We start from the raw sequence: 26,011 nt of genomic DNA, 5'->3' as shown, positions 1-26,011 counted from the left end.
CGCCGTAGGTACCAGGCTGGCCTGCTATCTGTCGGCGTCAGTAAGTTGTGAAATGCGTTCCACTAACCCTGCTATCTCTTTATCTGTCGTCTGATAAATCTGCATAATCTGCGAGGAATATTGTGCGACCAGGGACATAATAAATTGATGCATTTTATCTCCGCGATGATGGTTGATGATCTGAGCCAGCGATTTTTCCCCCGTTCGTGTGCTGGTGAAGACTTGAACTATCTGGCGCCCGATTGCGATCAGCGCCGCTTCGGGTTCAAGGCAAGGATTGCTTAATTGATAGGGGTTAAGGCTATTTTGCATAATCATCCATTCTGAAATATCGTCAATGCCCTCAATAAGATAGAGCGGTTGTTTACTTTTCTTCGCAGTAGATAAACGTTGCAGTGGCGGGCTATGGTCGAGACAAGAAATATTATGCAATAACCCACCAATTTCGACTTTTAGCGTTTGCGCTGCGCTCATTCCCATTTTTGTCGCCAGATAACCGGCAATACGTCCCACGGCTGCGGAATAGCATGGCGTTTGCTCAGCGAATTGATCGATGATAAAAGAGAGCAGTTTGGCGATATCGCGTAGGTTATGTAGTGAGATCGTGTCGTTATGAATTCCGGGTATTTCTTTGATGTAATCCCGATAGTCAGAGGAGGCCATGACTGTCCAGAAATGTTTATTTTCCGAGAGTGTCCTGAATGCTTGTATATATTCTTCTTTATAGAGGATGTGCGCACCGGCATTAACGATTTCAAGGAGTTTTTTACCTAAAAAAGCGATATGGGTCGCGCGGTGTTGACTGTAAAGGACATCAAGTCGATCGGCGAAAAACAACAGATGGCTCTCTTCGGGAACCAGTTCCCCTTCTATGTAATGCCCCAGACCGTTACGCCAGTGGGTATGGTGGTAGCGAACTATCTTGTTCAGTGGACGAAAAAGCGGAATCCGACTGAGTAATTCGCTCCCGATGAGCGCATGGTTGTTACGCTCATCATCAATGTAATTCAGTGGTTCCAGACGGGATTTTTCATTTAATCCGCCGATATCATGGACCAGCGCGGCAAGAACAGTTTTGCGCTGTAAAGCGGGTGACAGATCAACCCGACTGGCCAGATGCGATGCGATAAACGCGGTTCTGATATGATGCAGGTTCAGTTTCGGATTGATCATATCAATAGTATTGGCAATGCTGGCTAAGGTCGGGAGTAAATGTATGGTCATGATATCGCTGTAATATTAAACGGATGAGATAAGAGCCTATCCCATTAGGTCTATTTTGCTTGTCATTTTGAACCTGGGCAGTGCTCAGAATCCTCACGTACTACGTGTACGCTCCGGTTCTTCCGCGCTGGCCGTGTTCAAACTGTCTGCGCCAATAACGCCTGGTGGGATAGGCTCTAAGTCGCAATCAATGATGGACTATTTACGCTTGCAGCCATATTGAGGGAACGCCGGATTACCGAATAATATAGTATCATCATTAATATGATTGATATAGATTATTCTGTCATTGTTTTGGTCACTAAAGATGATTTTTTGAGCAATGCTTTCTGGCGTGTTATCATTATTATGACGAATTATCCTAATTTCCGGCGCGTGGAAAAGCGTGCGGCTGTTTTTATATTTTTTCAATGAGAGAGAAATACTGCGCGAGACAATATATTTTTCATCGTTACTGGTGATCAATCCTTCAAAATTGATAAAAAGACCATCCGGTGAGAACTCAGCGGAGAGGAGTCCCTCGGCGCGGAAAGTATCTTCATTTATTTGCTGAGTAACATCATACTTCGATTCGCAGGATAATACACTGCGGTTATTGAGACAAAAATAAAATAACAGCGAAACTGCTATGATCAGGCCAACGCCAGTCGCTAATAGATATTTACGCATTTTTTATTTCCTTATAATAGTAACTGTGGCATTGCTGGTGTTTAAGATCGCATTCAAGGATAAATATGTTCATGTAACGTCCTAATCCATGGTCATCATTGATTTTTCGTTTGAAAAAATAAATCTCCTTAGGTGTCGAACAGTCAATTTCCGAGGGGAGCATTTTTTCATTTTGAGGATTATCAAGAAACTCTGTTGTGGATAGCGCGTCGACAGAGTGGATGCTACACTTATCCTGATAGAAGGTTTGATTGCTGGTTTGTTTTTTATAGAAAAATGAGTAAGTGATAAAAAAAATACTTACGGATAATATCAGGGCGAAAAATAATGTCTTGCGGTGTCGCCAGATAAGTCTTTTTCTGGAGAGTTCCGGAGGAATGTCCGGAAGGGTGAATGATGAGTGGTAATCGCAGTCGGTCGTGACAATGATTTCATCAGAAATCTTAAAACCAATTCGCGGTATCGTAATAATCACATTTTTCTCAATGCCAAGGTCCGAGAGGCTGCGACGAAGCGTTGAGATGTATTGATTAAGATTACTGTTTGACGGCCTGGCACCGTATTTTTCAAATACCGCCTGAAAAATATCAATACGTGAAATGATATCTCCCTGCTGCCGCAACAGGGTGGCCAGAAGACGAGTCGATGTCGCTGAAAGTTCAATACAATCACCCGTTAACAAGTTGACCAGAGAAGCTTCCTCTGTATCGAAAGTAATAAATCCCTCTATATCGAACCGCATTTTTATCTCCATACGGAATTAAAAATCCACTCTTTATATCAGGGTTTTTATCATAAAAAAAAGTAATTTTTAGATAAATATTCTGTTTAAAGTGAATTTTTAAGCTAATGTTGTCGTTTTTGTGTGGTCAATCCATACTGTCATTCGTTGGAATTGACAGAAGGAGCTGATGCATGAAGATTGCAACCTCATTATGTAACCCTGGCTTACAGCATAGGTCTGGTCGTGCTGTTGAGAGTTTAAGGGTATTGATGACCGCTATGGGTATCAATAAACTCTCCGGGGTGAACGTACCAGAGCAAGAGCATATTCTTTACATACTAAAAGAACATTCTCCTGAAGGATTACTTACTCGTGAATTAGCTGACATATGTGAAATGTCAATATATAAAGTCAGACATTTGCTATTGCCACTAGAGAAGTATGGTCAGGTCGTTAGAATAAAAATAAAAAAACATCATAAATGGTATTTTTATAATAAATATATTGATTGAAAGCCATACTAACAAGAGGCCTGGATGTTTGCAATCAACAGAGGGAATTTAGCTGATTTTTACATTTATTAATTATGCCTGAGGGGCTAAATCTCGCGAGATACTGAGAATGTTCTTAGTAATAGTGCGTCTCACCTCTTAAAGAGATCGTTTTTTACTTTGGCAATTCTTATTTTGATAAGTATTTATCAATAATAACAGATAATTCTTATAAAAAGCGTTCGTGATGGCGCCGGTAGACGCCGACTCTGTTGATAAAATGCGGCGGTTGTTTGTGACATGTTATTGTTATGTAGCAATGAGTTTTGCTCAGCATCGAGTGCATCTGACGACGGTTCATTGGACGGCCAGGGACTGGCCTGATTATTGTGCGTAGCGCACGTCATCCTGAAAGCGTACGGGTATCTATACGCTATCTTTCATTCTGTCTGATCCGTTCTGCTCTACAGCCCGGTTTTATGTGTAAAAATGCGATCCCTTTCACTGCACGGGATAACAGTGTGATCTGGCTCAAATTAAACACTGCGTGAGAGAAATACTTCCCGTTGGATTATATGCTGAGCTGTGACTCAGGACCGCTGTGACCACGGCAGAGAGTGATGTCCAATATACTGGAAAAACTTCCCGTAATATAAGGTGAATGAGAATTAACTGAGCTTGAGTGCGGGAGGATTGAGGGGTTGTTTGATATTAAATAATAAAACTACCGTGTCATTCACGTTACTGTAAGTCTAAATATTATGGTGATTAAACATGTGTACTGGAGGGAGTACAAGATGGCTTACAGAATGATTTTAAACGAAACCTCTTATTTTGGCGCAGGCTCCATTAGCTGCATTGTCGATGAAGTGAAAAAACGGGGATTCAAAAAAGCGCTGGTGGTCACTGACGAGGATCTGATTCGTTTTAAGGTTGCGACAAAAGTATTCGACATTCTTGACGGAGCCGGACTGGCCTATAGTATCTTTGATAAAGTGATCCCCAATCCGACGATTGAGGTGGTGCAGCAGGGCGTTGAGGCCTTTAAGCAATCGGGGGCCGACTATCTGATTGCCATTGGTGGCGGTTCGCCGCAGGATACCTGTAAAGCGGTCGGGATTATCATTAATAATCCCGAATTTGCCGATGTTCGCAGTCTGGAAGGTGGTGCAGACACGAAAAATGCCGCCGTGCCAATGATTGCCATCCCAACGACTGCCGGTACGGCGGCGGAAGTGACCATTAACTACGTCATTACCGATGTTCAGAATCGCCGTAAATTTGTTTGTTATGATCCACATGATATCCCGGTTGTGGCGATTATCGATGCTGAGATGATGGCCAGCATGCCCGCCAGCCTGAAAGCCGCGACCGGTGTTGATGCGCTGACTCACGCGATTGAAGGATACATCACTAAAGGTGCGTGGGAACTAACTGACATGCTGCACCTGAAGGCTATCGAAGTCATTGGCCGTTCGCTTCGCGCTTCGGTACGGGGCGAGGCGCAGGGAGCCGAAGGGATGGCGCTGGGGCAATATATTGCCGGGATGGGCTTCTCGAATGTCGGGCTTGGTCTGGTTCATGGCATGGCGCATCCGCTGGGCGCGTTCTACGGTACGCCGCATGGCGTCGCGAATGCGGTGCTGTTACCGCATATTATGGCCTACAATGCCGAATTTACCGGTGAGAAATATCGCGATATTGCCGTTGCGCTGGGGAATAAACAGGCGGCGACCTTACCGATCGCTGAAGCGCGTAAGGCGGCGGTTGACGCGGTGGCCGCGCTTAATCGCGACGTGAATATCCCTGCGCGTCTGCGCGATGTCGGAATGAAAGAGGACGATATTGACGCCCTGGCTGCCGCAGCGCTGGCGGACGTATGTACCGGCGGTAACCCGCGTGATACCAGTCTGGAAGAGATTAAGGCGCTGTATCGGGCAATTTTTTAAGCTAACCATCTCAACCGTAGCCGGTAATGCTACCGGCTACGGTGTGATTTCGCTATAACCATCCATCAATTACCGCTCGTTTCAGACTTAATCTTGTCAATGGCAGTCACGTTTTCCGACATCGCTTCATTGAGGACTTTTACCGCTGTGCTGGCATCGCGATTCTTAATCGACATATAGACCTTGATATGGGCTTCAACGCTTTCAAGGGTAATGCCCAGTGCGCGGTTAAGTTCTTCAAGATAATAGTAATAAATATCTTTGATAGAATTCATTACGTTATAAAAGACGCTATTGTGCGAGGCTTTGACAATCGCCAGATGGAAAGCGTAATCCGCTTCAGAATATTTTTTATAGTCGCCTTTGTTGATGAGCATATTGTTGAGCGCTTGTTCAAGCTGGAGAATATCTTCATCAGTAGCGTGAGTGACGGCCAGTTCTACGCATTTGAATTCCACGGTCTGACGGAAGATCATCATGTCGTGAAACTCTTCTCGGCTAAGATGCATGATAGGGCGAGGATCGTTGCTCAGCATTTGCGGTGTGAAGTGATCGCTAACGTAACTACCGCTTCCCTGGCGGGTGACGATAATACCGAGATCGCGAAAACGTTGAACTGCGCTGCGCACACTGACCCGGCTGACGTTAAAGGAAGTGGTAAGCTCAGCTTCAGAGGGGAGGCGGCTACCCGGCGGCCAGCTACCATCCAGCAGTTTTGCGCTTATCTGATCATAAATTTCACTGACAACATTCTGTTTTTGAATGGATTTTATGCTCAAAATCGCTGTCCATTAAAGTGCTGAGAATAACAGCATTGTATAACAATTCATTTTTAAGAACAAAGCGCCCGAGCGGGCGCTTGTCACTATTATTCAAAGCGAATGAGGACCTTAGCAGAAATATTTTTGTCTGTGGCGGTAATCAATGCCTCTTCAATTTTTTCTGGAGAGAACTCAGCGCTGATTAATGGGCGTGGATTAATGCGCCCGTCTTCCAGCCACCTCACCGCAGTCGTAAATTCGTCGATGAATCGGAAAGAACCAATCCAATTAATCTCTTTGACCAACATTGCTGAAACTGGCCAACTCTCCGGATTTGCGCCCATACCAACCTGAACGATCTTTCCAGTAGGTCGAGTGAACGCCACCGTTGAGGTGATAGCTGCTGGTGCGCCTGATGCTTCAAAGACTACATCAAAGTAACCTCTATTTTGCTGATAATGCGTCACGCGTTTTTCGTCGCGTGGATCCATAACTGCCGTAGCCCCCATCTGTCGTGCCAGATCCAAACACCGTGGACTTAAATCGGAGGCGACCAGTTCAGAAGCACCAGCACATTTTGCCGCGGCTAAAATCAGACAACCGATAGGTCCCGCGCCGATGACCAACACACGTTTCCCGGTGAGCTGTCCCGCCATTTTTACCGCGTGTATGGCGACGGCTAAAGGTTCGGAAAAGGCCATCACATTTGCCGGAACCTGACTAGCATAAGGAATGCATTGTTCCGGTTTAACCACCACATATTCTGAGAAGCCGCCATTAACGTGAGGGTTAAATTGCGCACTTCCCATAAAGCGCATTGCGCCACACATATTTTGCTTGCCTGAAAGGCACATCTCGCATTGATTACACGGGCTGGAGGGGTTTATGGCTACAGTCTGACCAACCTTTAATTCACTGCCTGCCGGGATTTTTTCGACTATGCCGACAAATTCATGTCCGATAACCATCGGATGTTTCAGAATCGACATGCCAGCGCGACCATGCTGATAATAATGGATATCAGAGCCACAGATCCCACCGCAGGCTACTTTAACCACGACGTCATCATTACTGTATTCAATGTCACGCGATTCAAAACGAACATCTTTTTCTGCATGCGCCAGGCATGCATTACAGGTTATTTTCTCAGTGTTCATGATTTCCTCATTATTTATTTGTGGGGGCGGCTGGATGCATTACGCTGTCATTGCTACTATTTGCCTTCTTGTTATCAGGCAAAATAACTTCGATTTTTCCTACCAGGAAAATATAAGCCAGCAGTCCGAGTCCGGCGACCGCTGCGATATACCACATGGCATAATGAAAGTTATGCGTACGATCGAGAATAACGCCGATAACTATTGGGCTAACGATACCAGATAAATTTCCACATATATTCAGGATTCCCCCCATAGTGCCGAGAAAATTACGTGGTATGACATCGCTCCAGACTACCCAGCCTAAATTTGAAAAAGCATTGGCGAAAAAAGCGATTGAGAGAATAACAATAGCAACGATCGGTTGATCTTCAAAAAAGTTCACCATGACAATAATCATGGTGACGCACAGGCCAGCCATTACTGGTAATTTACGTGCTAATGTTCTGGATTTTCCTTTTTTCAATAGCATATCACTGAGTGTCCCGCCGCATAACACGCCAAGCATTGCCATAATATAGGGGAGCATGGCACCAATGCCTGCTTTGGAAATAGAAAGATGTAGCCCTTTTTCCAGATAGACAATAAACCAGGTGAGAAAGAAATAGAGCGTTGAGGAACAGGCGAATTGGGTAATAAAAAGCCCCCAGACGGTCTTTTTAGTGAGAAAGAATTTAATATCCTGCCAGCTTATTTTGGTATTGACGGAAGATTGGTTTACGGAACCATAACCACCACCAGCCTTGATATAATCGAGCTCTGCTTGATTAGCCGAAGTACTGTGTTGCGGATCCCGGTAGTATATTAACCAGTATATGCCAAACAATATTCCCACGCCACCGGATAAATAGAATGACATTTCCCAACCATAATTAGCTACAATAAATGACAGTGCCGGAGTTAGTAGCGCCAGACCGATATATTGTGCGCTGGAGTAAATGGCCGTGGCTCGTGCGCGTTCATGATCCGGAAACCAGGTAGCAATAATTTTTGTATTAGAAGGAAATGATGGTGCTTCGGCGACGCCAATTAATGCGCGGCACACTAATAGCATAGCGAATGAAGCAGTAGTGGTAGTGAATAAATGATGAGAGGAAAATCCCATCATGAAAGTAAATATACTCCATAATATAATTGCACCGCCATAAAGAATACGCGAGCCAATTCGGTCAAGAACGTAGCCGATGGGGATTTGGCTGGCGGCATAAGCCCAGGTGAACATAGAAAAAAGTAAACCGAGCTGTGTTGGCGTTAGCGTAAAATCATTCTGGATATTCGTGCCGGCAACTGCAAGATTGGCGCGATCCATATAATTAATTGCCGTTACAATAAACAACAATGTGAGAATAAAGAGTCGTGATCTTGAAGCCTTCATAATAATACCTGTGTTATGTCGGCAGGTTTTTACATTTAATGCAAAAACTTGCCGGGAATTTTAAAGGCAAAAATGTTAAGTTCTTTGCCGAATTACAGCACCGCCAGCCAGCCACCATCGACGTAAATAATCTGCCCGTTTATATAATCAGAGGCTTTTGATGACAGAAAAACAGCGGTGCCAATTAATTCACTTGGGTGACCCCAGCGCTGTGATGGGTTGCTATTTTTCACCCAACTATCGAACTGTTGATCTTCTATAAGCGCGGTATTCATATCTGTCAGAATATAGCCTGGGCCAATGGCGTTAGTCTGGATATTAAATTGCGCCCATTCGGCTGCCATGGAGCAGGTGAGCATTTTGATGCCGCCTTTCGCCGCTGTATAGGGGGCGACAGTCGGTCGGGCTGCCTGGCTGGTCAGCGAACCAATATTGATGATTTTCCCTCCGGAATTGCGAGCAATCATCCGTTTCGCAGCGGCACGAGAAACGAGGAAAGCGCTGGTCAGGTTGGTATCAATCACCTTTTGCCAGTTTTCCAGCTCAAGTTCCACCATCGGTTTACGATACTGAATACCGGCATTGTTTATCAAAATATCGACGTGGATATTCTGCGCATCAAGCTCTGCAAAGGCTTTTTCAATGGCGTCTTCATTTGTCACATCAAACGCCATGCCGTGTGCGCGATACCCTTTACTTGCCAGTTTTTCTACAGACTCTGTCAGCAGCGTATCGCGAATGTCGTTCAGAATTACTGTTGCGCCCTCAGCGGCGAGCCCTTCCGCATAGGCAAATCCCAGCCCACGTGCCGATCCGGTGACCAGCGCTGTTTTCCCCGTTAAATCGAATAATGCGCTCATTTCATTTCCTCATTGGCTTTATTTGTATGATGACTGTCTTATTTAAGATTGTTTTTTTGAATGATAAAAGCAACATCCTAAAAATAAATTTGCAATCATGATCACAAATGCAAGGCATTCTCATATGATGTTTATAATTATATTATTGTTATTAAAGTATTTTTTTTAGATTGTCGTATCAATGATATGATCGAGGTCACAGAATAGGGCATTGAGGAAACGCTTACTTTTCAGGCGTGATATAACAATGTCAAGTTGTAGGACAACCTACAAATTTGGCGTTGCCATTTCATTATGACTTGTTGCATGGCATGTAGTTAATTCGCGGAACTAAGGAGTTAAAGTGAGTAACCTGAAAATCACCAATGTGAAAACGATTCTGACGGCGCCCGGTGGCATTGATCTGGCCGTTGTAAAAATCGAAACCAACGAACCAGGGCTGTATGGCCTGGGCTGTGCGACATTTACCCAGCGTATCTTCGCGGTGAAAAACGCCATCGATGAGTACATGTCGCCTTTTCTCGTTGGCAAAGATCCGATGCGTATTGAAGATATCTGGCAGTCAGGTGCGGTCAGCGGTTACTGGCGTAATGGGCCGATTATGAATAATGCGCTATCCGGCGTTGATATGGCTCTGTGGGATATTAAAGGTAAGTTGGCGGGGATGCCGGTTTATGAGTTGTTGGGCGGCAAATGCCGAGACGGTATCCCGTTGTATTGCCATACCGATGGTGGTGATGAGGTGGAAGTTGAGGACAATATCCGCGCCCGAATGGAGGAAGGTTATCAGTATGTACGCTGTCAGATGGGGATGTATGGCGGTGCAGGGACAGATGATTTAAAGCTGATTGCAACTCAGTTGGCTCGGGCGAAAAATATTCAGCCCAAACGCTCTCCACGGAGTAAAACGCCGGGTATTTATTTTGACCCGGACGCCTACGCGAAAAGTGTTCCGCGTCTGTTTGACCATCTTCGCAATAAGCTGGGCTTTGGTATTGAATTCATACATGACGTACATGAGCGAGTGACCCCGGTTACCGCGATTAATCTGGCGAAAACGCTTGAACAATATCAACTTTTTTACCTTGAAGACCCGGTAGCACCGGAAAATATCGACTGGCTCAAAATGCTTCGTCAACAATCTTCCACGCCGATTTCCATGGGGGAGCTGTTTGTGAATGTGAATGAGTGGAAGCCGTTAATCGACAATAAGCTGATCGATTACATCCGTTGTCACGTCAGCACCATCGGCGGCATTACACCCGCGAAGAAACTGGCGGTATACAGTGAGTTGAACGGCGTGCGTACTGCGTGGCACGGACCTGGCGACATCTCGCCGGTCGGTGTCAGCGCAAATATGCACCTTGATCTGAGCTCGCCAAACTTCGGCATTCAGGAGTACACGCCGATGAATGATGCTTTACGTGATGTCTTCCCGGGATGTCCTGAGATAGAGCTAGGGTACGCTTATGTGAACGATAAGCCGGGCCTGGGAATCGATATAGATGAAGCTAAAGCGGCGAAGTATCCCTGTGAAGGCGGGATCCCGTCATGGACGATGGCGCGGACGCCGGATGGGACCGCGTCAAGACCGTAAGCTGCGCAGTAAACCACCGAAACGGCGCAAGCGGGCTTTATATACGCTTGCGCCCTTTTGCTCACGGCGCCAGATACACCTGCGGTACGGCGATATCCGGGTGCTCTCCCATACTTACCTCCGCCCCATACCAGCGGCTAATAATCGGTTGTTGAATCACTTCCCGCGGCGTGCCCTGCGCTACCACGTTGCCCTGATGCAGCAACAGAATATGGTCGGCCCAGAGCGCCGCGAGATTCAGATCGTGCAGGACCACACAGACATGCAGTTTGCCGCTGCGGGTCAGACGCCTGAGCAGGCGCAGAAGATGTTGCTGATAGTACAGATCCAGCGCCGAAGTGGGTTCATCGAGAAACAGCCAGCCTTCGGGCGCGCCATCGCGCCATAGCTGCGCCAGACTCCGGGCCAACTGGACTCGCTGCTGCTCGCCGCCGGAAAGAGATGGATAGCGTCTCCCGGCGAGGTGATCACAGCCGGTCTCATTCATCACCTGGCGGATCATCTCCATGTTCGGCGTACTGCTCCAGGGCGAGCGACCCATGGCGATAACGGTTTCAATCGGCCAGTCGGCGTGGAGCTGAGTACGTTGCAGCATCACCGCCCGGCGACGGGAAAGCGCTTGCGCCGACCAGCTTTCCAGCGGCCGTCCCTCGATTAACCGTTCGCCATCGTCAGGGGTTAAAAAACCGGTTAACAGACGCAACAGGGTTGATTTCCCCGCGCCGTTAGGGCCAATCAGCGCCATCATTTCGCCGCCACGCAGTTCAAGGGAAACATCGTTAATAATCTGCCGATTACCGATGCGCAAAGAGAGCGAACGCGCACTATAGCGGTTATCCATGAATTTCTCTTTCCCGACGAAAAATGAGCCACAGGAACCACGGCGCGCCGAGCGCGCTGGTCAACAGACCGACCGGCATCTCCGCAGGGGCGGCGACGGTGCGCGCCAGGGTGTCGGCCAGCAGGAGCAGTATCGCGCCGCACAGCAGCGAACCGGGGATCAGGCCGCGATGGTCAGGCCCCAGCCACATCCGCATCAGATGCGGCACCACAAGGCCGATAAAACCAATAATGCCGCTGATAGCCACTGCGGAGGCCACCAGCAGTGCGCTGCATAACAGCAACAGCCGCTGCAATGCGCGGACGTTAACGCCGAGATAGTGCGCTTCTTCATCGCCCAGCTGTAACAGGTTAAGACGCGAGGCCATTGCCCATACCACGATGGAGGCCGGGATCATCAGCGTGGCCGCCACCAGCAGCGTGGACCATTCCGCCTGGCCGAGGCTACCCATGCCCCACAAGGAAAGCTGACGCAACTGGCTATCATTGCTGAGCCACGCCAGCACCCCGACCAGCGCGCCGCACAGGGCATTAATGGCAATGCCGACCAACAGCAGGCGCGAGAGCGAGGCGTCTCCGGCTCGGCTGAGAATAAAAATGACTACCATCACCGCCACGCTACCGATAAACGCCGCCAGCATCGGCGCATACAGCGCCACCAGCGCCGGGAGCGACAGAGGGAGCACCAGCCAGCAGGCCACCGCCAGCGCCGCGCCGCTGCTGATCCCTAAAAGCCCTGGATCGGCGAGCGGATTGCGAAACAGCCCCTGCATCACGCAGCCGGAGAGCGCCAGCGCAGCCCCCACCAGCAGCGCCAGCAGTACCCGCGGCAGGCGTATGGTTAACCAGATATTTCTCAGGATCTCATCGCCGGCAGGGAGCAGGCTGCTCAATGGCAGACGCATCGCCCCAAGGCTCGTGGCAAACAGCGTCAGGATGACCAGAAGCAGCGTCATTAACCACAGATGACGGGCAAGGTGGGATCGCATCAGGGCAACTGCTCCGCTTTTTGCCGCAGGGCGAGTATCGCCTGCGGCGTGCGCGGGCCAAAGCCAAGCAGGGCCATATCGTCAATCACCAGCACCTGCTTATGACGGCCCGCCGGCGTTTGCGCCAGTCCCGGCAGCTTCCACAGTCCGGTTTCGCCGCCCATCCCTTTCAGACCATCGGCGGAAATGACCACCAGATCCGGCCGGCTGGCGATAACGCCTTCCTGGGACATACTGCGATAATGGTCGAAGCCCTGCATCGCGTTCTGTAGACCAGCCGCCCTGATCGCGCCGTCTGCCGCCGTTTGTTTACCGGCCACCATGCTGTTCATGCCGCCGTGGCTGAGAATAAACAGCACGCGTTTATTCATGGGCTGAGACGGAATTTGCGCTATCTGCCGATGAAGCTGCTGACGCAAGGCTTCACCTTCACTCTGTTTGCCGAGGGCGTCAGCAATGACAGCGATCTTTTTCTCGATTGCCGGAAAATCATAGCCGCCCGGTACGCTGACCACTTTAACCTTGTTCTCTTCGACCTTTTTCAGCACCAGAGAGGGCCGTGCCTGCGCGCTGGCTAAGACCAGCGTCGGGCGCAGAGAGAGGATCCCTTCGGCGTTCAACTGGCGCAGATAGCCCACATCCGGCAGGTTCTGCGCGGCAGCAGGCCAGGTACTGGTGCTGTCTTTGGCCACCAGTTGCGGCTGGGCGTCAAGCGCGTAAACCACCTCCGTGACGTCGCCGCCGAGAGAGACTATCCGCTCGGCGGCGGCGCAGACCAGCAGCGGAAACGCCGCAAGTAATATCAGCCAGCGCTTCATGCGATCGACCCTTCGGTTGTTAAACGATCAACCTGCGTGCGCCACTGCGCCTGTTCCGGGTGGCCTTCGCTGCGTTGGCCATATAGCTGGGCGATTTGCGTGCCGTCTTTCGCGAACAACTCGACGCTGGTAACGTGACCGTCGGACGTGGGTTTGCGGGTTACCCAGATTTCATCGACGCTATCTTCGCGCAGATGCAGGGTAAAAGCGGTATTGAATATATTCAGCCAGCCGCGCATTGGGGCAACGTTTTCCAGTACGCCGGTGAAGATCTGCACGCAGCCACGGTTGCCGACGAAAATCATGATCTCATTGCCATCCTTGTGGATGGTGTCCAGCAGTGCCGGGAGTGTCTCTTTTTCAATCCGGCAGGCGAGATCATCGCTGACCAGGCGGAACGCCTGCTGACGTGACAGGTTATATTTTCTCAGCAGGCCGAAGAACTGGTGTACGTCGGTCATGGCGCGCCATTCCTTTTCCAGCGCCGCGCCGTCGGCGGAATCGGCAAATTTCACCTCCGTGACCGGAAGAATCGTCAGCGGAGCAGGAGCGCTTTGCCGGTACCCGGCAATCAGCGCATCCCAGGCCGCCATATCCGTATTTCCGGTGGTGTAAACCTTGAGCAACGCATCGCCGTGGGCGTCGAAGAACTGAATACTCTGGCGACCATTGTCGGTCAGGTGAAAAGCGCTGGCCCACTGGCTAAGGAACAGGCGCAGGTCGAGGGCGCGTGGATTGAGGATCAGCCCGGCGTGGCCGCTCAGATGCTGATGAGTAAATGCGCCGACCTGTTCATGTACCGCGTATTCATTGCGGCAGATGCATTTGGTTTCGCCTACCGCTTCCAGCGCCGCCAGAATCGCGCGCGCGTCGTCCTGCAGGCGTACAGCATCGTGGCCCAGACGGGCCTCGGTCAGTTCGGCTTCGCTAATCCCCATTTCACTGGCGATATCGCGCGCGTATCTGGCGGAGGATTGTGCTTTGGTGGTCAGATAGCGCTGCCACAGCGGAGCATGTTGCGATGGCGTGTTTGGCATAATTCACATCCTTCTCTACGATGAGTATCCCCGGCGCGCGGGCCGGGGAGCAGGTTTCTTATTATTGCGTTTGTCAAAAACGTATCTGGCTAATCAGAAATCGACGTTAACGCCCAGTTGCCAGGTCCGGCCTGGCATCACCGCCAGCGCTTTATCGTTAGCGTCCTGATTGGTGGCCGTTTCGATATTGCGACTGCTCAGATAATCCCAGTATTTACGATCGGTAATGTTGTAAACCCCGCCGTTCAGGCGCACGTTTTTCGTTACCTGCCAGTAAGCGGTCCAGTCCAGCATGCCGTAACCCGGAACGCGCATATATTCGCTGGTGGCGTCGGTAATGGCCGAGCCGCTGTTGGAGTAGCTCTCGCGGTTGGTGGCGGTAGCGCGTTTGCCCTTAACAAAGGTGGCAGTCAAGGCGGTACCGTACCGTTTTGCCGGATCGTCCCATGCCACGCCGACGATCGCCTTCATTGGCGCGACGCTATCAAGATCGACGTATTTATCGCCGCTGTAGCTGGATTTCGATTGTCCTTCGCTATAACCGTAGGCGAGGGTGGCGCTCAGGCCGTTAACCTCTTCAAACCAGGTGCCAAAGTTGAATCTGGCGCTAATTTCACCGCCGTAAATATAGGCTTTATCACGGTTTTCCGCCTGATAGATGGTGTAGATATTCGACGGCACATTGGCGAACTGTGTCGGGTTATTGGCGCGGGTGTAGCGGGTATAGGCGATAAAGTTCTTATAGCTGTTGTAGAACAGCGCGGTGCGCAGGGTAATGCCTTCCGTCACTTCGCCCTTCATCCCCCACTCGAGGTTATCGCTGGTTTCGGTTTTCAGATCGGTATTCCCGATCAGTGCATACTGCTGACTGGCCGCATAGCTGGAGCCGAGGTTCCAGGAGCCATACAGCTGGCTGGCGTTGGGGAACTGCGCCCCGCGCTTATATTGCAGGTAAGTCATCAGCCGAGGAGTGATATCGTACTGGAAAGTCAACGACGGCAGCGCCTGGGTATCGGCGTTCTTGCCATACAGCGTCGAGACCGCCGAACCCGTCAGCACGCTGCTGTTGTTGGCCAGGTCGGAGAGATTTTCCGGTTTGGTCGATTGATGTACCACACGAATGCCCGGGATAACGGCGAAATTATGGCTGTCGAGGTCGAAGTTAATCTGGTCCTGCACGAAACCGGCGACGATATAACTGCGGCTGTCGGCGTCCGGTTGCATAATCACGCTGTAGGCGCTAGGGGTTGGCGACTGGGTTAGCGGGCGCTGAGTTTTGGTGGTGCTGGCGTTAAAACCGGCGCTCAGGTCGTGGCGGCCGATCGATTTTACCAGCGCGCTCTGAATGCCCCAGGTATCGGTATCGTAGTCGGAGCTCACTGTTTGCATCGCGCGGGTGATACTGTCCGGCATATAAGTCCAGTCATGGGCTTCGGTATGCTGGTAGTAGACTTTGGTTGATACGCCGTCGATATAGTCATTCATCGGCGTCCAGTCATCTTTCAGGCTCAGGCCCCAGCGGCGGGTCTGGCTGGTCTGGTTCGAGGTGCCGATGATGCTGCTGCCGCTGGAGTTCCAGGCATCGTAATGGGTATGGTTGGTTTTATGGTAGTAATCAAATGTACTGGTCAGCTTGTGTTCGTCATTCGGCTGCCAGATCCCGGACGCCATAAACGCGTCCGAGTGCCAGTTTGCCGGGTATGAATCGAGCGTCCCGCTGTTATTTTCCGTTTCCTGGCCGTCGCGACGGCTGTAGACGAAGATGCCGCGCAGGGTTTCATCGCCGCCAGCGACCGTGACGCCATTGTGCCAGCTACGGTCGGCGGAATCATAGCCGCTGCGGTAGCCGAAGGCGCTGGTTTTCCCCGGATGCAGATAGTCATCGGCGGATTTCGGACGGAAAGAGACGTTGCCGCCGATAGCGTTGTTGGGGGTATCGATCGAGGTCGCTCCGGACTGAATATCAATGCTGCCGTACATGTACGGGTCGATGTAGTCGCGCCCCATTCCGAAAGTATTGAGGCCTGCGCGGCTGGCATAGCTGCGCCCGGTGGCATTGGGCTGGGCGATACCGTCGACGTCGATACCGACGCGGTTGCTTTCCATGCCGCGAATGTTGTAGCCGGTATAGCCGCCGCGGTCGAAGCCGCTTTTACCGTTGCCGGAACCGCCGCTGGCGCCGGTCGCGCTAATCAACGGTTCGTAACGCATAATGGAACCAAAATCGTTGGCGCCTTTATCCTGCAATTCCTGAGCGCTGATGGAATGCTCGCTGCCTGCTTTTAGCACAGGGGCTGGCGCGGTCACGGTCATCTGTTCCGAGCTATCCTCAGAGGCGGTATTGCTGGCCGCTTTCGTGTTGGTATCTGCCGCCCCGGCAGAAGTTTGATAGATTGCTGCAAGCAAAGAGGTCACCAGCAGGCTTTTCTTGAACCATGCTGTTGATTGAGTGGAGATATACATAATAGCCACGCCTTGATAATTATTAGTATTGGCCCACGCATTACTTCCAGAGTGCAGGTGTGTCCTGTTATTCCATGACCGGACATGTTGTTCCATACTTAATTATCGCGAATGGTAATGATAGGTATTATCGTTTGCAACAAAATTATTGATTATTTCTCAATTAATCTGCAAGTTGTTTACAATTTCCCCCTTTACTGACAGTGAGAAAGCGATGAGTCACAAAGCCGCTATTACCATTACCTATTGTTCGCAATGTAACTGGATGCTGCGCGCCAGCTGGATGGCCCAGGAATTGCTGCACAGTTTCAGTACCGATATTGGCTCGGTGACGCTGGTACCGGGAACCGGCGGGATTTTCGTGGTGACGGTTAATGAGGTACAAATTTGGGAGCGTAAGCAGGATGGTGGTTTTCCCGATGCCGCCGAACTGAAACGCCGGGTTCGCGACGTTTGCTTCCCGGACAAAGCGCTGGGACACGTGGATAAACCGGCATACTCCTCAGGGAGTAGTGAGTGACATTGCTCTCTTTAAACGTGTATTATTAATGCATCTTTATTGGTGAGGAACAGTCTATGGCGGGGAAACGTATTGCGCGGGAAAAAAAGACCATTAGCAGTATGATTTCGCTCTATCGGCGCCTCTGTCAGGATGCCAGCGACGACGCTGAACATTACCGGGCGCTTAATGCCTACGCGGACAAGCGTCTGGATAAGTGCGTATTTGGTGAAGAAAAACCCGCCTGCAGGCAGTGTCCGGTGCACTGCTATCAACCCGCGAGACGCGAAGAGATGAAGCAGATTATGCGCTGGGCCGGGCCTCGAATGCTCTGGCGTCATCCGATCCTGACACTTCGCCATCTGATTGATGATAAACGCCCTGTCCCCGCGCTTCCCGAAAAGTACCGGTCTAAAAAATAGCCCCGGCTCGCGCTGCGTAGCGCTTTCGGGAGCATCCCCTCACCCTGAAAGGGCAAGGGGGCCTGTTTTATTCCAGGCACTTCCGGCGGCGCTAGCCGCGGCCTGGTGCTTCTGACAGCGTTCGATGATCGCGAACCGACGTACTGACAAACGCGATAACAAACAGGAGGGTAAACAACACCACAATGGTCGGCGCGGGGGCGCTGTCGAGATAAAACGACAACCACACGCCGCCCAGTGAACAGCTCACCGCAATGACCACTGCCAGCAACAGAGCGCTGACGAAGCGCCGTGTCAACAGCAGGGCGATTGCCCCCGGCGCGATCAGTAATGAAATCGACAGAATAATCCCCACGGCTTTTAGCGTTGCGACGATGGTCAGCGCAATCATGCACAGCAGCCCGTAGTGCAGCAGCCCGCAGCGCAGCCCGCTGGCCCTGGCCTGCTGCGGATCAAAGGCGTGCAACAGAAAATCGCGCCACTTCAGGCCGATAATTAAGGCGATGAGCAGCGCAATCAGCGACGTTTGTACAATATCATTGGCCGAAATACCCAGCATATCGCCAAACAAAATATGGTCGAGATGAACCTCCGACTGAATCGCGACGTACAGCACCAGACCCGCGCCGAACATCCCGGAAAACACAATTCCCATGATCGTGTCGCGCTTGATGCGACTGTTATCATCGAGGTAACCGGTGGCGATAGCGCAGAATAACCCGGCGATAAACGCGCCGATGGCGAAGGGGACGCCGACAATATAGGCCACCACGACGCCGGGAAATACCGCATGGCTCATGGCGTCGCCCATCAGCGCCCAGCCTTTCAGCACCAGGAACACGGAAAGCAGCGCACAGGGAACGGCGACAATCATTGCCACCAGTATGGCGTTAACCATAAAAGGAAACTGGAAAGGTTCAAGCAGCACGTTCAGCATGAGACCTCCTGGCGAGACGACGGCTGGCAAGCAGGCCGTGCTTCGGTGCAAAAACAAAAGCGACTAAAAACAGCAGCGTTTGCGCCACGACGATGATGCCGCCGGTCGCACCGTCCAGATAGTAGCTGATCCACGCGCCGAAAAAGCTGGTCAGGCTACCGATAGCCACGGCAATGAGCAGCAGGCGCGGGAAGCGGTCGGTCAGCAGCCAGGCGGTGGCGCCGGGGGTGACCACCAGGCAAATCACCAGGAATGCGCCGACGGTTTGCAGTGCCGCCACGGTACAGGCCGCCAGCAACGTGAAGAACAACAGTTTCAGCCCACGGGTATTGAGGCCAATTGAACGGGCGTGGTTCTCATCGAAAAAGGTTACCATCAGGTCTTTCCACTTCAGCAGCAGAATTACCATCGAAATAAAACCAATTGCCGCCAGTTGAATAATATCCTCCGGGGCAATGGCCAGAATATTGCCGAGAATAATGGTCTGGATATTCACCGAAGTGGGATTCAGTGAAACCATAAACAGGCCGATGCCGAAAAAAGAGGAGAAGATCAGGCCGATAATCGCATCTTCTTTCAGCTTCGAGCGTTGATTGAGAAACAGCATACTGCCCGCTGCCAGCCCGCCGGAAAGAAAGGCGCCCAGCGCGAAAGGCAGGCCGAGCATATATGCTCCCGCCACGCCGGGTACGATGGAGTGGGAGAGGGCATCGCCAATCAACGACCAGCCTTTGAGCATCAGATAGCAGGAGAGAAATGCGCACACGCCTCCCACCAGCGCCGAGACCCACATCGCGTTCAGCATATACTGATAGCCAAACGGCTCCAGCAGCCAGTTCATTCCTTACCTCCCGCCACGCGGCGGCTAATAAACGGCCGCTCATCGTCGGTAATAATTTTCTCTTCCGCGCCGCTCAACACTACATGGCGCAGTACGCCGCTAAAAGCGATCTCAAGGTTTTCAGCGGTAAACGTGGTTTCCGTCGGGCCGCTGGCCAGCACGGTACCTTTGACCATCACCGTGTAGTCGCAGAATTCGCTCACCGAACCGAGGTTATGGGTCGAAACCAGCATGGTACACCCTTCATTGCGCAGCTCCCGCAGCAGCTCAATGATGCGCGCTTCCGTCTGCACATCGACGCCGGTAAAGGGCTCATCCAGCAGAATCACTTTCCCTTGTTGGGCGATCGCGCGGGCCAGAAACACGCGCTTTTTCTGTCCGCCGGAAAGTTCGCCTATCTGCCGGTGGCGATACTCGCTCATGCCGACCCGCGCCAGCGCGGCATCAACAATTTCATGGTCGCGTTTTTTCGCTCGTCGTAGCCAGCCCATATGGCCGTAGCGGCCCATCATCACCACGTCTTCCACCAGCACCGGGAAGGACCAGTCCACTTCTTCCGCCTGCGGGACATAGGCGACGAGGTTCTGGCGCAGGGCCCGGTTAACCGGCTGGCCGAGAATCGCAATATCGCCGCGCGCCACGTGAACAAAGCCCATCAATGCTTTAAACAGCGTCGACTTTCCTGAGCCGTTCACCCCGACCAGCGCGGCAATCGAACCGCGTGGGACGTTGAATGACGCATCCCGCAGGGCGGTATGCCCGTTACGCCAGGTCACGCTGACGTTGTTGACTGCGATCCCCGGTAGTGCGTCACTCATGATTGTTTCCTCAATCCGTCGTTGATGCCCTGGACGATGGTTTGCGTGGTGACGCGCAGCAGGTCGAGATAGGTCGGCACCGGGCCATCGGCGGCGCTCAGAGAGTCGACGTATAAAACGCCGCCGTAGTGAGCGCCTGCTTCTCTTGCCACCTGGCGCGCCGGTTTATCGGAGATAGTGCTTTCGCTAAAGATGGTCGGGATATGCTTTTTCTTCATCGTATCAATGGTTTTGCGCACCTGCTGCGGCGTGCCCTGTTGGTCGGCGTTGATTGGCCACAGGTAGAGTTCGCGCAGATCGTTGTCGCGAGCCAGATAGGAGAATGCGCCCTCACTGGTCACCAGCCAGCGTTTATCCTGCGGCAGTTTCCCCAGTTCCGCCTTCAGCGGTGCCATGGTCTGGCGAATTTTCTCTTTGTAAGTCTCGGCGTTGTGGCGGTAAGTATTGGCATTCTCAGGATCGTATTTCACCAGCGCGTCGCGGATATTGTCGACATAGATCAGGGCGTTATCTGCGGACATCCAGGCATGTGGGTTGGGTTTGCCGTTATAAGGCCCTTCGCTGATGCCCATCGGCTGAATGCCGTTGCTGACCACCACCTCTGGTACGCCGTTCAGGTGCTGATAAAAACGGGCGAACCACAGTTCAAGATTGAGGCCGTTGGCGAGGATCAACTGCGCGCCTTGTGCCCGCCTGATATCCCCGGGGGTCGGCTGATATTCATGGATCTCGGCACCGGGTTTAGTGATTGAACTGATGTCAGCCGCATCGCCCGCGACGTTTTGCGCCATGTCGGCGATGACGGTAAACGTGGTAATGACTTTAAATTTCTCTTTTGCCTGGACGGGGGCAATGGTCAGTAGCGCCAGAGTCGTGGCAAGCAGCAGATGTTTCAAAGGTGGCAGGTGCAGCATAGGATCCCTCACAGGTTGCAGGTTGCGATTAATTAATCATCATTTATAGCTTTTGCTATGTTATATAGCACAGGCTATTAGTAAATGAAAATGATTATTATTTAAATTCAAGGCAAATGGTTAGCATGAGAACAAAATCGTGCAGCAGACCAGATTCTGTCAGGGGAATGATGAAGAAGGCAGTGGAGGCGGTTTTTCTTAATTTTTTATTATATAACAATAGGTTATTTGTTTAAGGCCATTTACTGAAGAGACGCTTAATGAAGCGTGCGCTTACCGACTTACAAGAGGCAGGAAGCTCATGCTGGTCAGTTAAGGGGCTGTCAGCCGTGTGTAGAGGCTGGCTGCTCGGTTCCGTTAATCGGTGGTTCTGGCGAAATCCCTATTCGGTTGCAAAACGCAGGAGATTTGAACCCACAGCCGCAGGGGAGTAACCGTTTCAGCCCAGGCTCACAGCAGGGGGGTTGGGCGCATCAAGGAAACCTGGCGGGAACGCAGGCGCGCATCCAGGACTGGCCGCCAGGACGGCGGCCAGAGGGCGGGTCGAGATAGGACGTCGAGTCCCGCCCGGTCCGCCAGATGAAGCCGGAGTGGAGCGGACCGCGCAGCGGCAGGTTTTCAGCGCAATGCCGGGGGTGCAGGGGGACGGGCGAAACGTCCCCCTGGCCGTTCACACGCAATGCATATGAAGAATATCCTCGTATTAACCGTGAACGGAACAGGCCACTGAATCCAATGGGGAAATTAAAAATGCGCCATTTTCACCAGAACCACCGAAAAAGCGAATGCCGTTAGTCAATGAAACAGACGACAACACCGATGACTCGCTTAACCGATTGGCATCAGAACAGGTGACGCTATTTTTTCATGTCGGGCAGCGAGTCTATCCAGTTCATCGCCAGCTGCGGCCACTCGGCGACGGGCAGACCTTTCGTTCCACGAATACCGAAGCCATGCTTGCCCTCGGCGAACAAATGCAATTCCGTCGGCACCTTGTGGGCGCGCAGCGCGTTGAACATGACCAGTGAGTTATCCACCGGTACCGAAGGATCGTCTACCGCATGCAGAATAAATGTCGGCGGCGTCTCAGGCGTCACATTCTGCTCCGGCGAATAACGGCGCTGTTGCTCTGCTGTCGGCGTATCGCCAATCAGCGCTTTGCGCGAGCCGCGATGGGCAATCGCCGGATCCATGGAAATCACCGGGTACGCGAGTATGGCAAAATCTGGTCGCGCGCTCTGCTGGTCGATAGCATCGATGGCGGTGTAAACCGACGCGTTGTAGCGGGTCTCCAGGCTCGCTGCCACGTGCCCCCCGGCGGAAAACCCCATGATACCGATTTTATGCGGGTCGATATGCCACTCTGCGGCACGCGACCGCAGGGTACGCAACGCGCGCTGTACATCGGCCAGCGGAGCATCGCTGCCCTCCGTGTGACCCTCCGCGGGCATCCGATAAGTCATCACAAACAGGGTATAGCCTTGCGCATTAAATACCGGCGCAAGGTCGCTGCCTTCTTTATCCAGCACCACACGCTGATATGATCCTCCTGGCGTCACCAGCAGGGCGATACCGTTGGGCTTCTCTGGCGCATAAACGGTGATTGCCGGGGCGCGGATGCCGGTGACGGCGCGGTCAGGCAGCGCGGGATTGTTACTGCGCTCCACGAGAGATTCAACCACCGGGCTGTGTTTCGCCCCGGGCGCTTCACCGCCGGGCCAGACTGAAAAGGTCGACAGGGAGGCGAATGCCGTCGGAGCAGACAAAAGCAGCATGATGGCCGCCGCCAGGGGTAAACGCGTCATAAGCATCTCCAGTAAGGAAAAGGCTTATTTATCATTGATGAGTAACAAGTATTGCGAGTGGCTTCACAGAACGCCGTTTCATTTAAATAGAAATGAAACAGCGTTCTGAATATTAATCAGGCGCGGGTGGCAATAAGAATGGCGGAAGCCTTAATCAGCGCGATGACACGGCTGCCCTGCGCCAGCTTCATCTCTTGCTGGCTTTCATTGGTGACCACGGCGATGATTTCAAAGCCCGCGTCGGCCTGAATATGCACGGTGGCGTTCACCGCGCCTTCTGTCACCTGGGTCACGCTACCGGTGAACTGGTTGCGGGCGGAAAACTTCAGACCACAATCTTCTGTCGCCAGCGTGACCCACGGCGCTTTAATCAGCGCAATGGCGTCTTTACCTGTCGCCAGACCCAACACTTCTTTGCTGCTGTGGGTGACGATCGCCACCAGCTTTGCGCCGCCCGCTAAAGTCAGTTCGATTTCGTCGTTGACTGCGCCAGTGGCGACCGCGCTGACTGTGCCGGCGAGTTGGTTACGTGCTGATACCGCCATAATGCCTCCGCTCAATGCGTTTAGAAATGACTCTCTGGTTATACCAGAACATCTTTGCTAATGCCCAGACGTTTCATACGGGAAAGTAATGTTGTGCGTTTTAATCCCAGTCGTTGGGCCGCGCCTTTCGGCCCGGCAACCACGCCGTTGCTCTCTTTCAGTACCCGGACAATCAGCTGGTATTCGTCCTCTCCTTCTTTTGCTGCTACCTCCGCTGTCAGCGGCGCCTGCTCGATACTTATTTCCGGTAGTGATAATTGCAGCACGTTGCCGCGGGTCAGCAGCACCGCCCGTTCGATAACGTTCTCCAGTTCGCGCACATTACCCGGCCACTCCATACGGCTGAGGGTACGCAACGTTTCCGCCGGAATGCTGTCGATATTGCGCCCAAGACGGCGGGCGATTTTAAAGGTGAAGGCTTTCACCAGTAACGGAATATCGTCCGGGCGTTCGCGCAACGGCGGCAGGTGGATCGGAAAGACGTTCAAGCGGTAGTAGAGATCGCTACGGAATTCACGATTGGCGACCATCTGCTTAAGGTCGCGGTTAGTCGCGGCGATCAGGCGGACATCGGTGTGAATCAGCTTATTGCTACCGAGGCGTTCGAACTCCTGTTCCTGTAATACGCGCAGCAGTTTCGGCTGCAGTTCCACGGGCATGTCGCCGACTTCATCAAGGAACAGCGAACTTTTATCCGCCAGTTCGAAGCGGCCAATGCGCTGGGCGCTGGCGCCGGTAAAGGCGCCGCGCTCGTGGCCAAAGAGATCGCTTTCCAGCAGTCCGGCGGGCATGGCCGCGCAGTTCATTTTCACCATCCGGCGGCTGTTGCGGCCGCTCAGGTTATGAATGGCGCGAGCAATCAGCTCTTTACCGGTCCCGGTTTCGCCAAGGATAAGCACCGTGCTGTCGCTGTGCGCCACCATCTCGACCTGCTTAAGCACGCGATGCATCGCTTCGCTGCGGCCAATGATTTCGCCAAATTCGCTCTCGACGTTATTGAGCTGTTCAGTCAACGCGAGGTTCTCATCCACCAGACGCTCTTTCAGGCGCTGAATCTCACGATAGGCGAGGGCGTTATCAATGGCGATTGAGACCCGTTCGGCAATCTGCCGCAACAATTTGAGGTTGGTGGTGGTGAATACTTTTTCATCGCACTGCGCCAGCTTCAGCACGCCAAGCAGCGTGTTGCCGGACATCAACGGCAACAGGCACAGGGTCTGGATTTTGTTGTCCCATATTTCAAAGAGCATTTTTTCGTACGGCGCCAGCCGGTCATAATCGTGCAGATTGAGCAGCAGCATTTCTTTGCTCTTAAATACCCGCTCGGTCAGGGTTCCGGCTTCATCCACCTCGCTTTGATCGTGCACCGGATGGTCGGCGTCAAGATAGTGGGTGGAGTAGATATTGAGCTTGCCTTTACGGTTGCTGCGCAGCACGACGCTGATGGCGTCAATGCGGAAATAATGATAAATCTCCTTCGCCACTTCGCTGACCAGCTCATCGATATCCAGCCGCGAGAGTACGGCATTGGTGATCGCCACCAGAATGCGAAAATTATCGCGCTCACGGCATAGCAGATTGTAATCGCTGTTATTGCTGACACGGCTCTGGATTTGCTCGGTCACCACGGCAATGATTTGCGTAAAGGTGTGCAGCCGCTGGTACTCTTTTTCCGTCCACGGTTGGTCGGCATTGCGTATAAATTCGCAGCCGCCGAAGATGCGGCCCTCCGCCGCCAGCGGCAGCAGGCAGTAATAACCAAATGTGGGGTAGAGTCCGCTGCTGGCCAGCTGCGGCCAGGTTTCGGCAAAAGTCGCCCTGTCGCAATACAGCGCATCCGGTCGCGACAGCAGGCGTCGTACCGGACCGTTGGCAAGGACGGTTTCGTCTTCGTAGTTTAGCGGGTGCCCGGCTTCGTCGCAGGCATGCCGGACCGCACGATGGTTACCGGGATGCCATAAAATAATTGCCGCCCGGTCGGCGAGCGCGGACTGTTGCACCAGACGGGTTAACGTTTCGCTCAGCGCAGCCAGATCCGGCTGCTGTAATAACGTGCGGGTGATATCAAACAGGCCCTGCTGCCCAAGATCGCCCATTGGTGTATACGACATTGCTTAAGCCCAAAAGCACCGCAAAGCAGCGCGTAATAAAGTGATGATACAAATAAGAGCCTATCCCATTAGGTCTATTTTACTTGTCATTTTGAACCTGGGCAGTGCTCAGAATCCTCACGTACTAGGTGTACGCTCCGGTTCTTCCGCGCTGGCCGTATTCAA

At 52.1% G+C, this 26,011-nt stretch carries 24 protein-coding genes; 5 read left to right on the top strand and 19 right to left on the bottom strand.

Translation table 11 applies throughout. The annotated features are described in order from the left end of the window. Nucleotides 1-24: 24 nt before the first annotated feature. The 3 genes from FN037_RS14110 to FN037_RS14100 all read right to left on the bottom strand — a co-directional run bounded on the left by FN037_RS14110 (nt 25) and on the right by FN037_RS14100 (nt 2,635). Nucleotides 25-1,224: an HD domain-containing protein gene (locus FN037_RS14110; RefSeq protein ID WP_138359814.1), complete on the bottom strand. Its 1,200-nt coding sequence runs from the start codon at nt 1,222-1,224 to the stop codon at nt 25-27. A 198-nt stretch (nt 1,225-1,422) separates the two neighbouring features. After that, nucleotides 1,423-1,893, bottom strand: a complete 471-nt coding sequence (locus tag FN037_RS14105) for a hypothetical protein (protein WP_138359813.1) — start codon at nt 1,891-1,893, stop codon at nt 1,423-1,425. Further along, complete coding sequence (locus FN037_RS14100; RefSeq protein WP_138359812.1) at nt 1,886-2,635, bottom strand: transcriptional regulator; 750 nt, start codon at nt 2,633-2,635, stop codon at nt 1,886-1,888. The genes FN037_RS14105 and FN037_RS14100 overlap by 8 nt, the downstream gene beginning before the upstream one ends. 173 nt (nt 2,636-2,808) lie before the next feature. Here FN037_RS14100 and FN037_RS14095 point away from each other — a divergent pair, with 173 nt between their 5' ends. Together FN037_RS14095 and fucO are read left to right on the top strand one after the other, a co-directional pair. Beyond that, nucleotides 2,809-3,129 carry a FaeA/PapI family transcriptional regulator gene (locus tag FN037_RS14095; RefSeq protein WP_138359811.1) on the top strand — a complete coding sequence of 107 codons (321 nt, stop codon included), beginning with the start codon at nt 2,809-2,811 and terminating at the stop codon, nt 3,127-3,129. 776 nt (nt 3,130-3,905) lie between these two features. Beyond that, on the top strand, nt 3,906-5,057 hold the full coding sequence (gene fucO / locus FN037_RS14090) for a lactaldehyde reductase (RefSeq protein WP_138359810.1): 1,152 nt from the start codon (nt 3,906-3,908) through the stop codon (nt 5,055-5,057). Between the two features lie 65 nt (nt 5,058-5,122). On the opposite strand, the gene FN037_RS14085 is transcribed toward fucO, so the two are convergent. The 4 genes from FN037_RS14085 to FN037_RS14070 all read right to left on the bottom strand — a co-directional run bounded on the left by FN037_RS14085 (nt 5,123) and on the right by FN037_RS14070 (nt 9,210). Then, nucleotides 5,123-5,836, bottom strand: coding sequence for a FadR/GntR family transcriptional regulator (locus FN037_RS14085; RefSeq protein WP_138359809.1), 714 nt, complete (start codon nt 5,834-5,836; stop codon nt 5,123-5,125). An 89-nt stretch (nt 5,837-5,925) separates the two neighbouring features. Then, on the bottom strand, nt 5,926-6,975 hold the full coding sequence (gene idnD, locus FN037_RS14080) for an L-idonate 5-dehydrogenase (protein ID WP_138359808.1): 1,050 nt from the start codon (nt 6,973-6,975) through the stop codon (nt 5,926-5,928). A gap of 10 nt (nt 6,976-6,985) precedes the next feature. After that, entirely contained in the window at nt 6,986-8,350 is a 1,365-nt protein-coding gene (locus tag FN037_RS14075) for an MFS transporter (RefSeq protein ID WP_142502511.1), read from the bottom strand. Nucleotides 8,351-8,442: 92 nt separating this feature from the next. Next, nucleotides 8,443-9,210, bottom strand: coding sequence for an SDR family oxidoreductase (locus FN037_RS14070; RefSeq protein WP_138359806.1), 768 nt, complete (start codon nt 9,208-9,210; stop codon nt 8,443-8,445). A gap of 343 nt (nt 9,211-9,553) precedes the next feature. Between FN037_RS14070 and FN037_RS14065 the strand changes: the two genes are divergently transcribed. After that, nucleotides 9,554-10,807, top strand: a complete 1,254-nt coding sequence (locus FN037_RS14065) for an enolase C-terminal domain-like protein (RefSeq protein ID WP_138359805.1) — start codon at nt 9,554-9,556, stop codon at nt 10,805-10,807. Nucleotides 10,808-10,868: 61 nt separating this feature from the next. Here the strand turns inward: FN037_RS14065 and FN037_RS14060 are convergent, their stop codons facing one another. From FN037_RS14060 to FN037_RS14040, 5 genes are all read right to left on the bottom strand, one after another. Then, nucleotides 10,869-11,648 carry a heme ABC transporter ATP-binding protein gene (locus FN037_RS14060; protein ID WP_142502510.1) on the bottom strand — a complete coding sequence of 260 codons (780 nt, stop codon included), beginning with the start codon at nt 11,646-11,648 and terminating at the stop codon, nt 10,869-10,871. Next, complete coding sequence (locus FN037_RS14055; RefSeq protein WP_142502509.1) at nt 11,641-12,636, bottom strand: FecCD family ABC transporter permease; 996 nt, start codon at nt 12,634-12,636, stop codon at nt 11,641-11,643. Before FN037_RS14055 ends, FN037_RS14060 begins: the two co-directional genes overlap by 8 nt. After that, nucleotides 12,636-13,454, bottom strand: coding sequence for a hemin ABC transporter substrate-binding protein (locus tag FN037_RS14050; protein WP_142502508.1), 819 nt, complete (start codon nt 13,452-13,454; stop codon nt 12,636-12,638). Before FN037_RS14050 ends, FN037_RS14055 begins: the two co-directional genes overlap by 1 nt. Next, nucleotides 13,451-14,491 carry a hemin-degrading factor gene (locus FN037_RS14045; RefSeq protein WP_138359801.1) on the bottom strand — a complete coding sequence of 347 codons (1,041 nt, stop codon included), beginning with the start codon at nt 14,489-14,491 and terminating at the stop codon, nt 13,451-13,453. The genes FN037_RS14050 and FN037_RS14045 overlap by 4 nt, the downstream gene beginning before the upstream one ends. A gap of 93 nt (nt 14,492-14,584) precedes the next feature. Continuing rightward, the gene (locus FN037_RS14040; protein WP_142502507.1) at nt 14,585-16,954 is read right to left on the bottom strand and encodes a TonB-dependent receptor domain-containing protein; all 2,370 of its coding nucleotides are present in this window, start codon (nt 16,952-16,954) and stop codon (nt 14,585-14,587) included. 214 nt (nt 16,955-17,168) lie between these two features. On the opposite strand from FN037_RS14040, the gene FN037_RS14035 reads away from it, so the two are divergent. After that, the gene (locus FN037_RS14035) at nt 17,169-17,474 is read left to right on the top strand and encodes a SelT/SelW/SelH family protein (protein ID WP_138359799.1); all 306 of its coding nucleotides are present in this window, start codon (nt 17,169-17,171) and stop codon (nt 17,472-17,474) included. Nucleotides 17,475-17,530: 56 nt separating this feature from the next. Then, nucleotides 17,531-17,875: a nitrous oxide-stimulated promoter family protein gene (locus tag FN037_RS14030; RefSeq protein ID WP_138359798.1), complete on the top strand. Its 345-nt coding sequence runs from the start codon at nt 17,531-17,533 to the stop codon at nt 17,873-17,875. Nucleotides 17,876-17,966: 91 nt separating this feature from the next. Here the strand turns inward: FN037_RS14030 and FN037_RS14025 are convergent, their stop codons facing one another. The 7 genes from FN037_RS14025 to flhA form a co-directional block, all read right to left on the bottom strand. After that, nucleotides 17,967-18,812 (bottom strand): metal ABC transporter permease, encoded by an 846-nt coding sequence (locus FN037_RS14025; RefSeq protein ID WP_138359797.1) that lies wholly within the window; start codon nt 18,810-18,812, stop codon nt 17,967-17,969. After that, nucleotides 18,793-19,653 carry an iron/manganese ABC transporter permease subunit SitC gene (sitC, locus tag FN037_RS14020; protein ID WP_138359796.1) on the bottom strand — a complete coding sequence of 287 codons (861 nt, stop codon included), beginning with the start codon at nt 19,651-19,653 and terminating at the stop codon, nt 18,793-18,795. The genes FN037_RS14025 and sitC overlap by 20 nt, the downstream gene beginning before the upstream one ends. Further along, nucleotides 19,650-20,471, bottom strand: a complete 822-nt coding sequence (locus tag FN037_RS14015; RefSeq protein ID WP_142502506.1) for a manganese/iron ABC transporter ATP-binding protein — start codon at nt 20,469-20,471, stop codon at nt 19,650-19,652. Before FN037_RS14015 ends, sitC begins: the two co-directional genes overlap by 4 nt. Then, complete coding sequence (locus FN037_RS14010; protein WP_138359794.1) at nt 20,468-21,385, bottom strand: metal ABC transporter substrate-binding protein; 918 nt, start codon at nt 21,383-21,385, stop codon at nt 20,468-20,470. Before FN037_RS14010 ends, FN037_RS14015 begins: the two co-directional genes overlap by 4 nt. An 857-nt stretch (nt 21,386-22,242) precedes the next feature. Continuing rightward, a complete protein-coding gene (locus FN037_RS14005; protein WP_142502505.1) occupies nt 22,243-23,190 on the bottom strand; it encodes an alpha/beta hydrolase in 948 nt (315 codons plus the stop codon). Nucleotides 23,191-23,306: 116 nt separating this feature from the next. After that, the gene (locus FN037_RS14000) at nt 23,307-23,735 is read right to left on the bottom strand and encodes a molybdopterin-binding protein (protein WP_138359792.1); all 429 of its coding nucleotides are present in this window, start codon (nt 23,733-23,735) and stop codon (nt 23,307-23,309) included. Nucleotides 23,736-23,773: 38 nt separating this feature from the next. Next, complete coding sequence (gene flhA, locus FN037_RS13995; protein ID WP_142502504.1) at nt 23,774-25,846, bottom strand: formate hydrogenlyase transcriptional activator FlhA; 2,073 nt, start codon at nt 25,844-25,846, stop codon at nt 23,774-23,776. Nucleotides 25,847-26,011: the final 165 nt, after the last annotated feature.

The sequence above is a fragment of the Klebsiella sp. 2680 genome (assembly GCF_900198535.1).
In the GTDB taxonomy this organism is placed as follows: Bacteria; Pseudomonadota; Gammaproteobacteria; order Enterobacterales; family Enterobacteriaceae; genus Klebsiella; species Klebsiella indica.
Note: the sequence above shows the minus strand (reverse complement) of the source record. Positions and strands in the feature narration are given on the sequence as shown.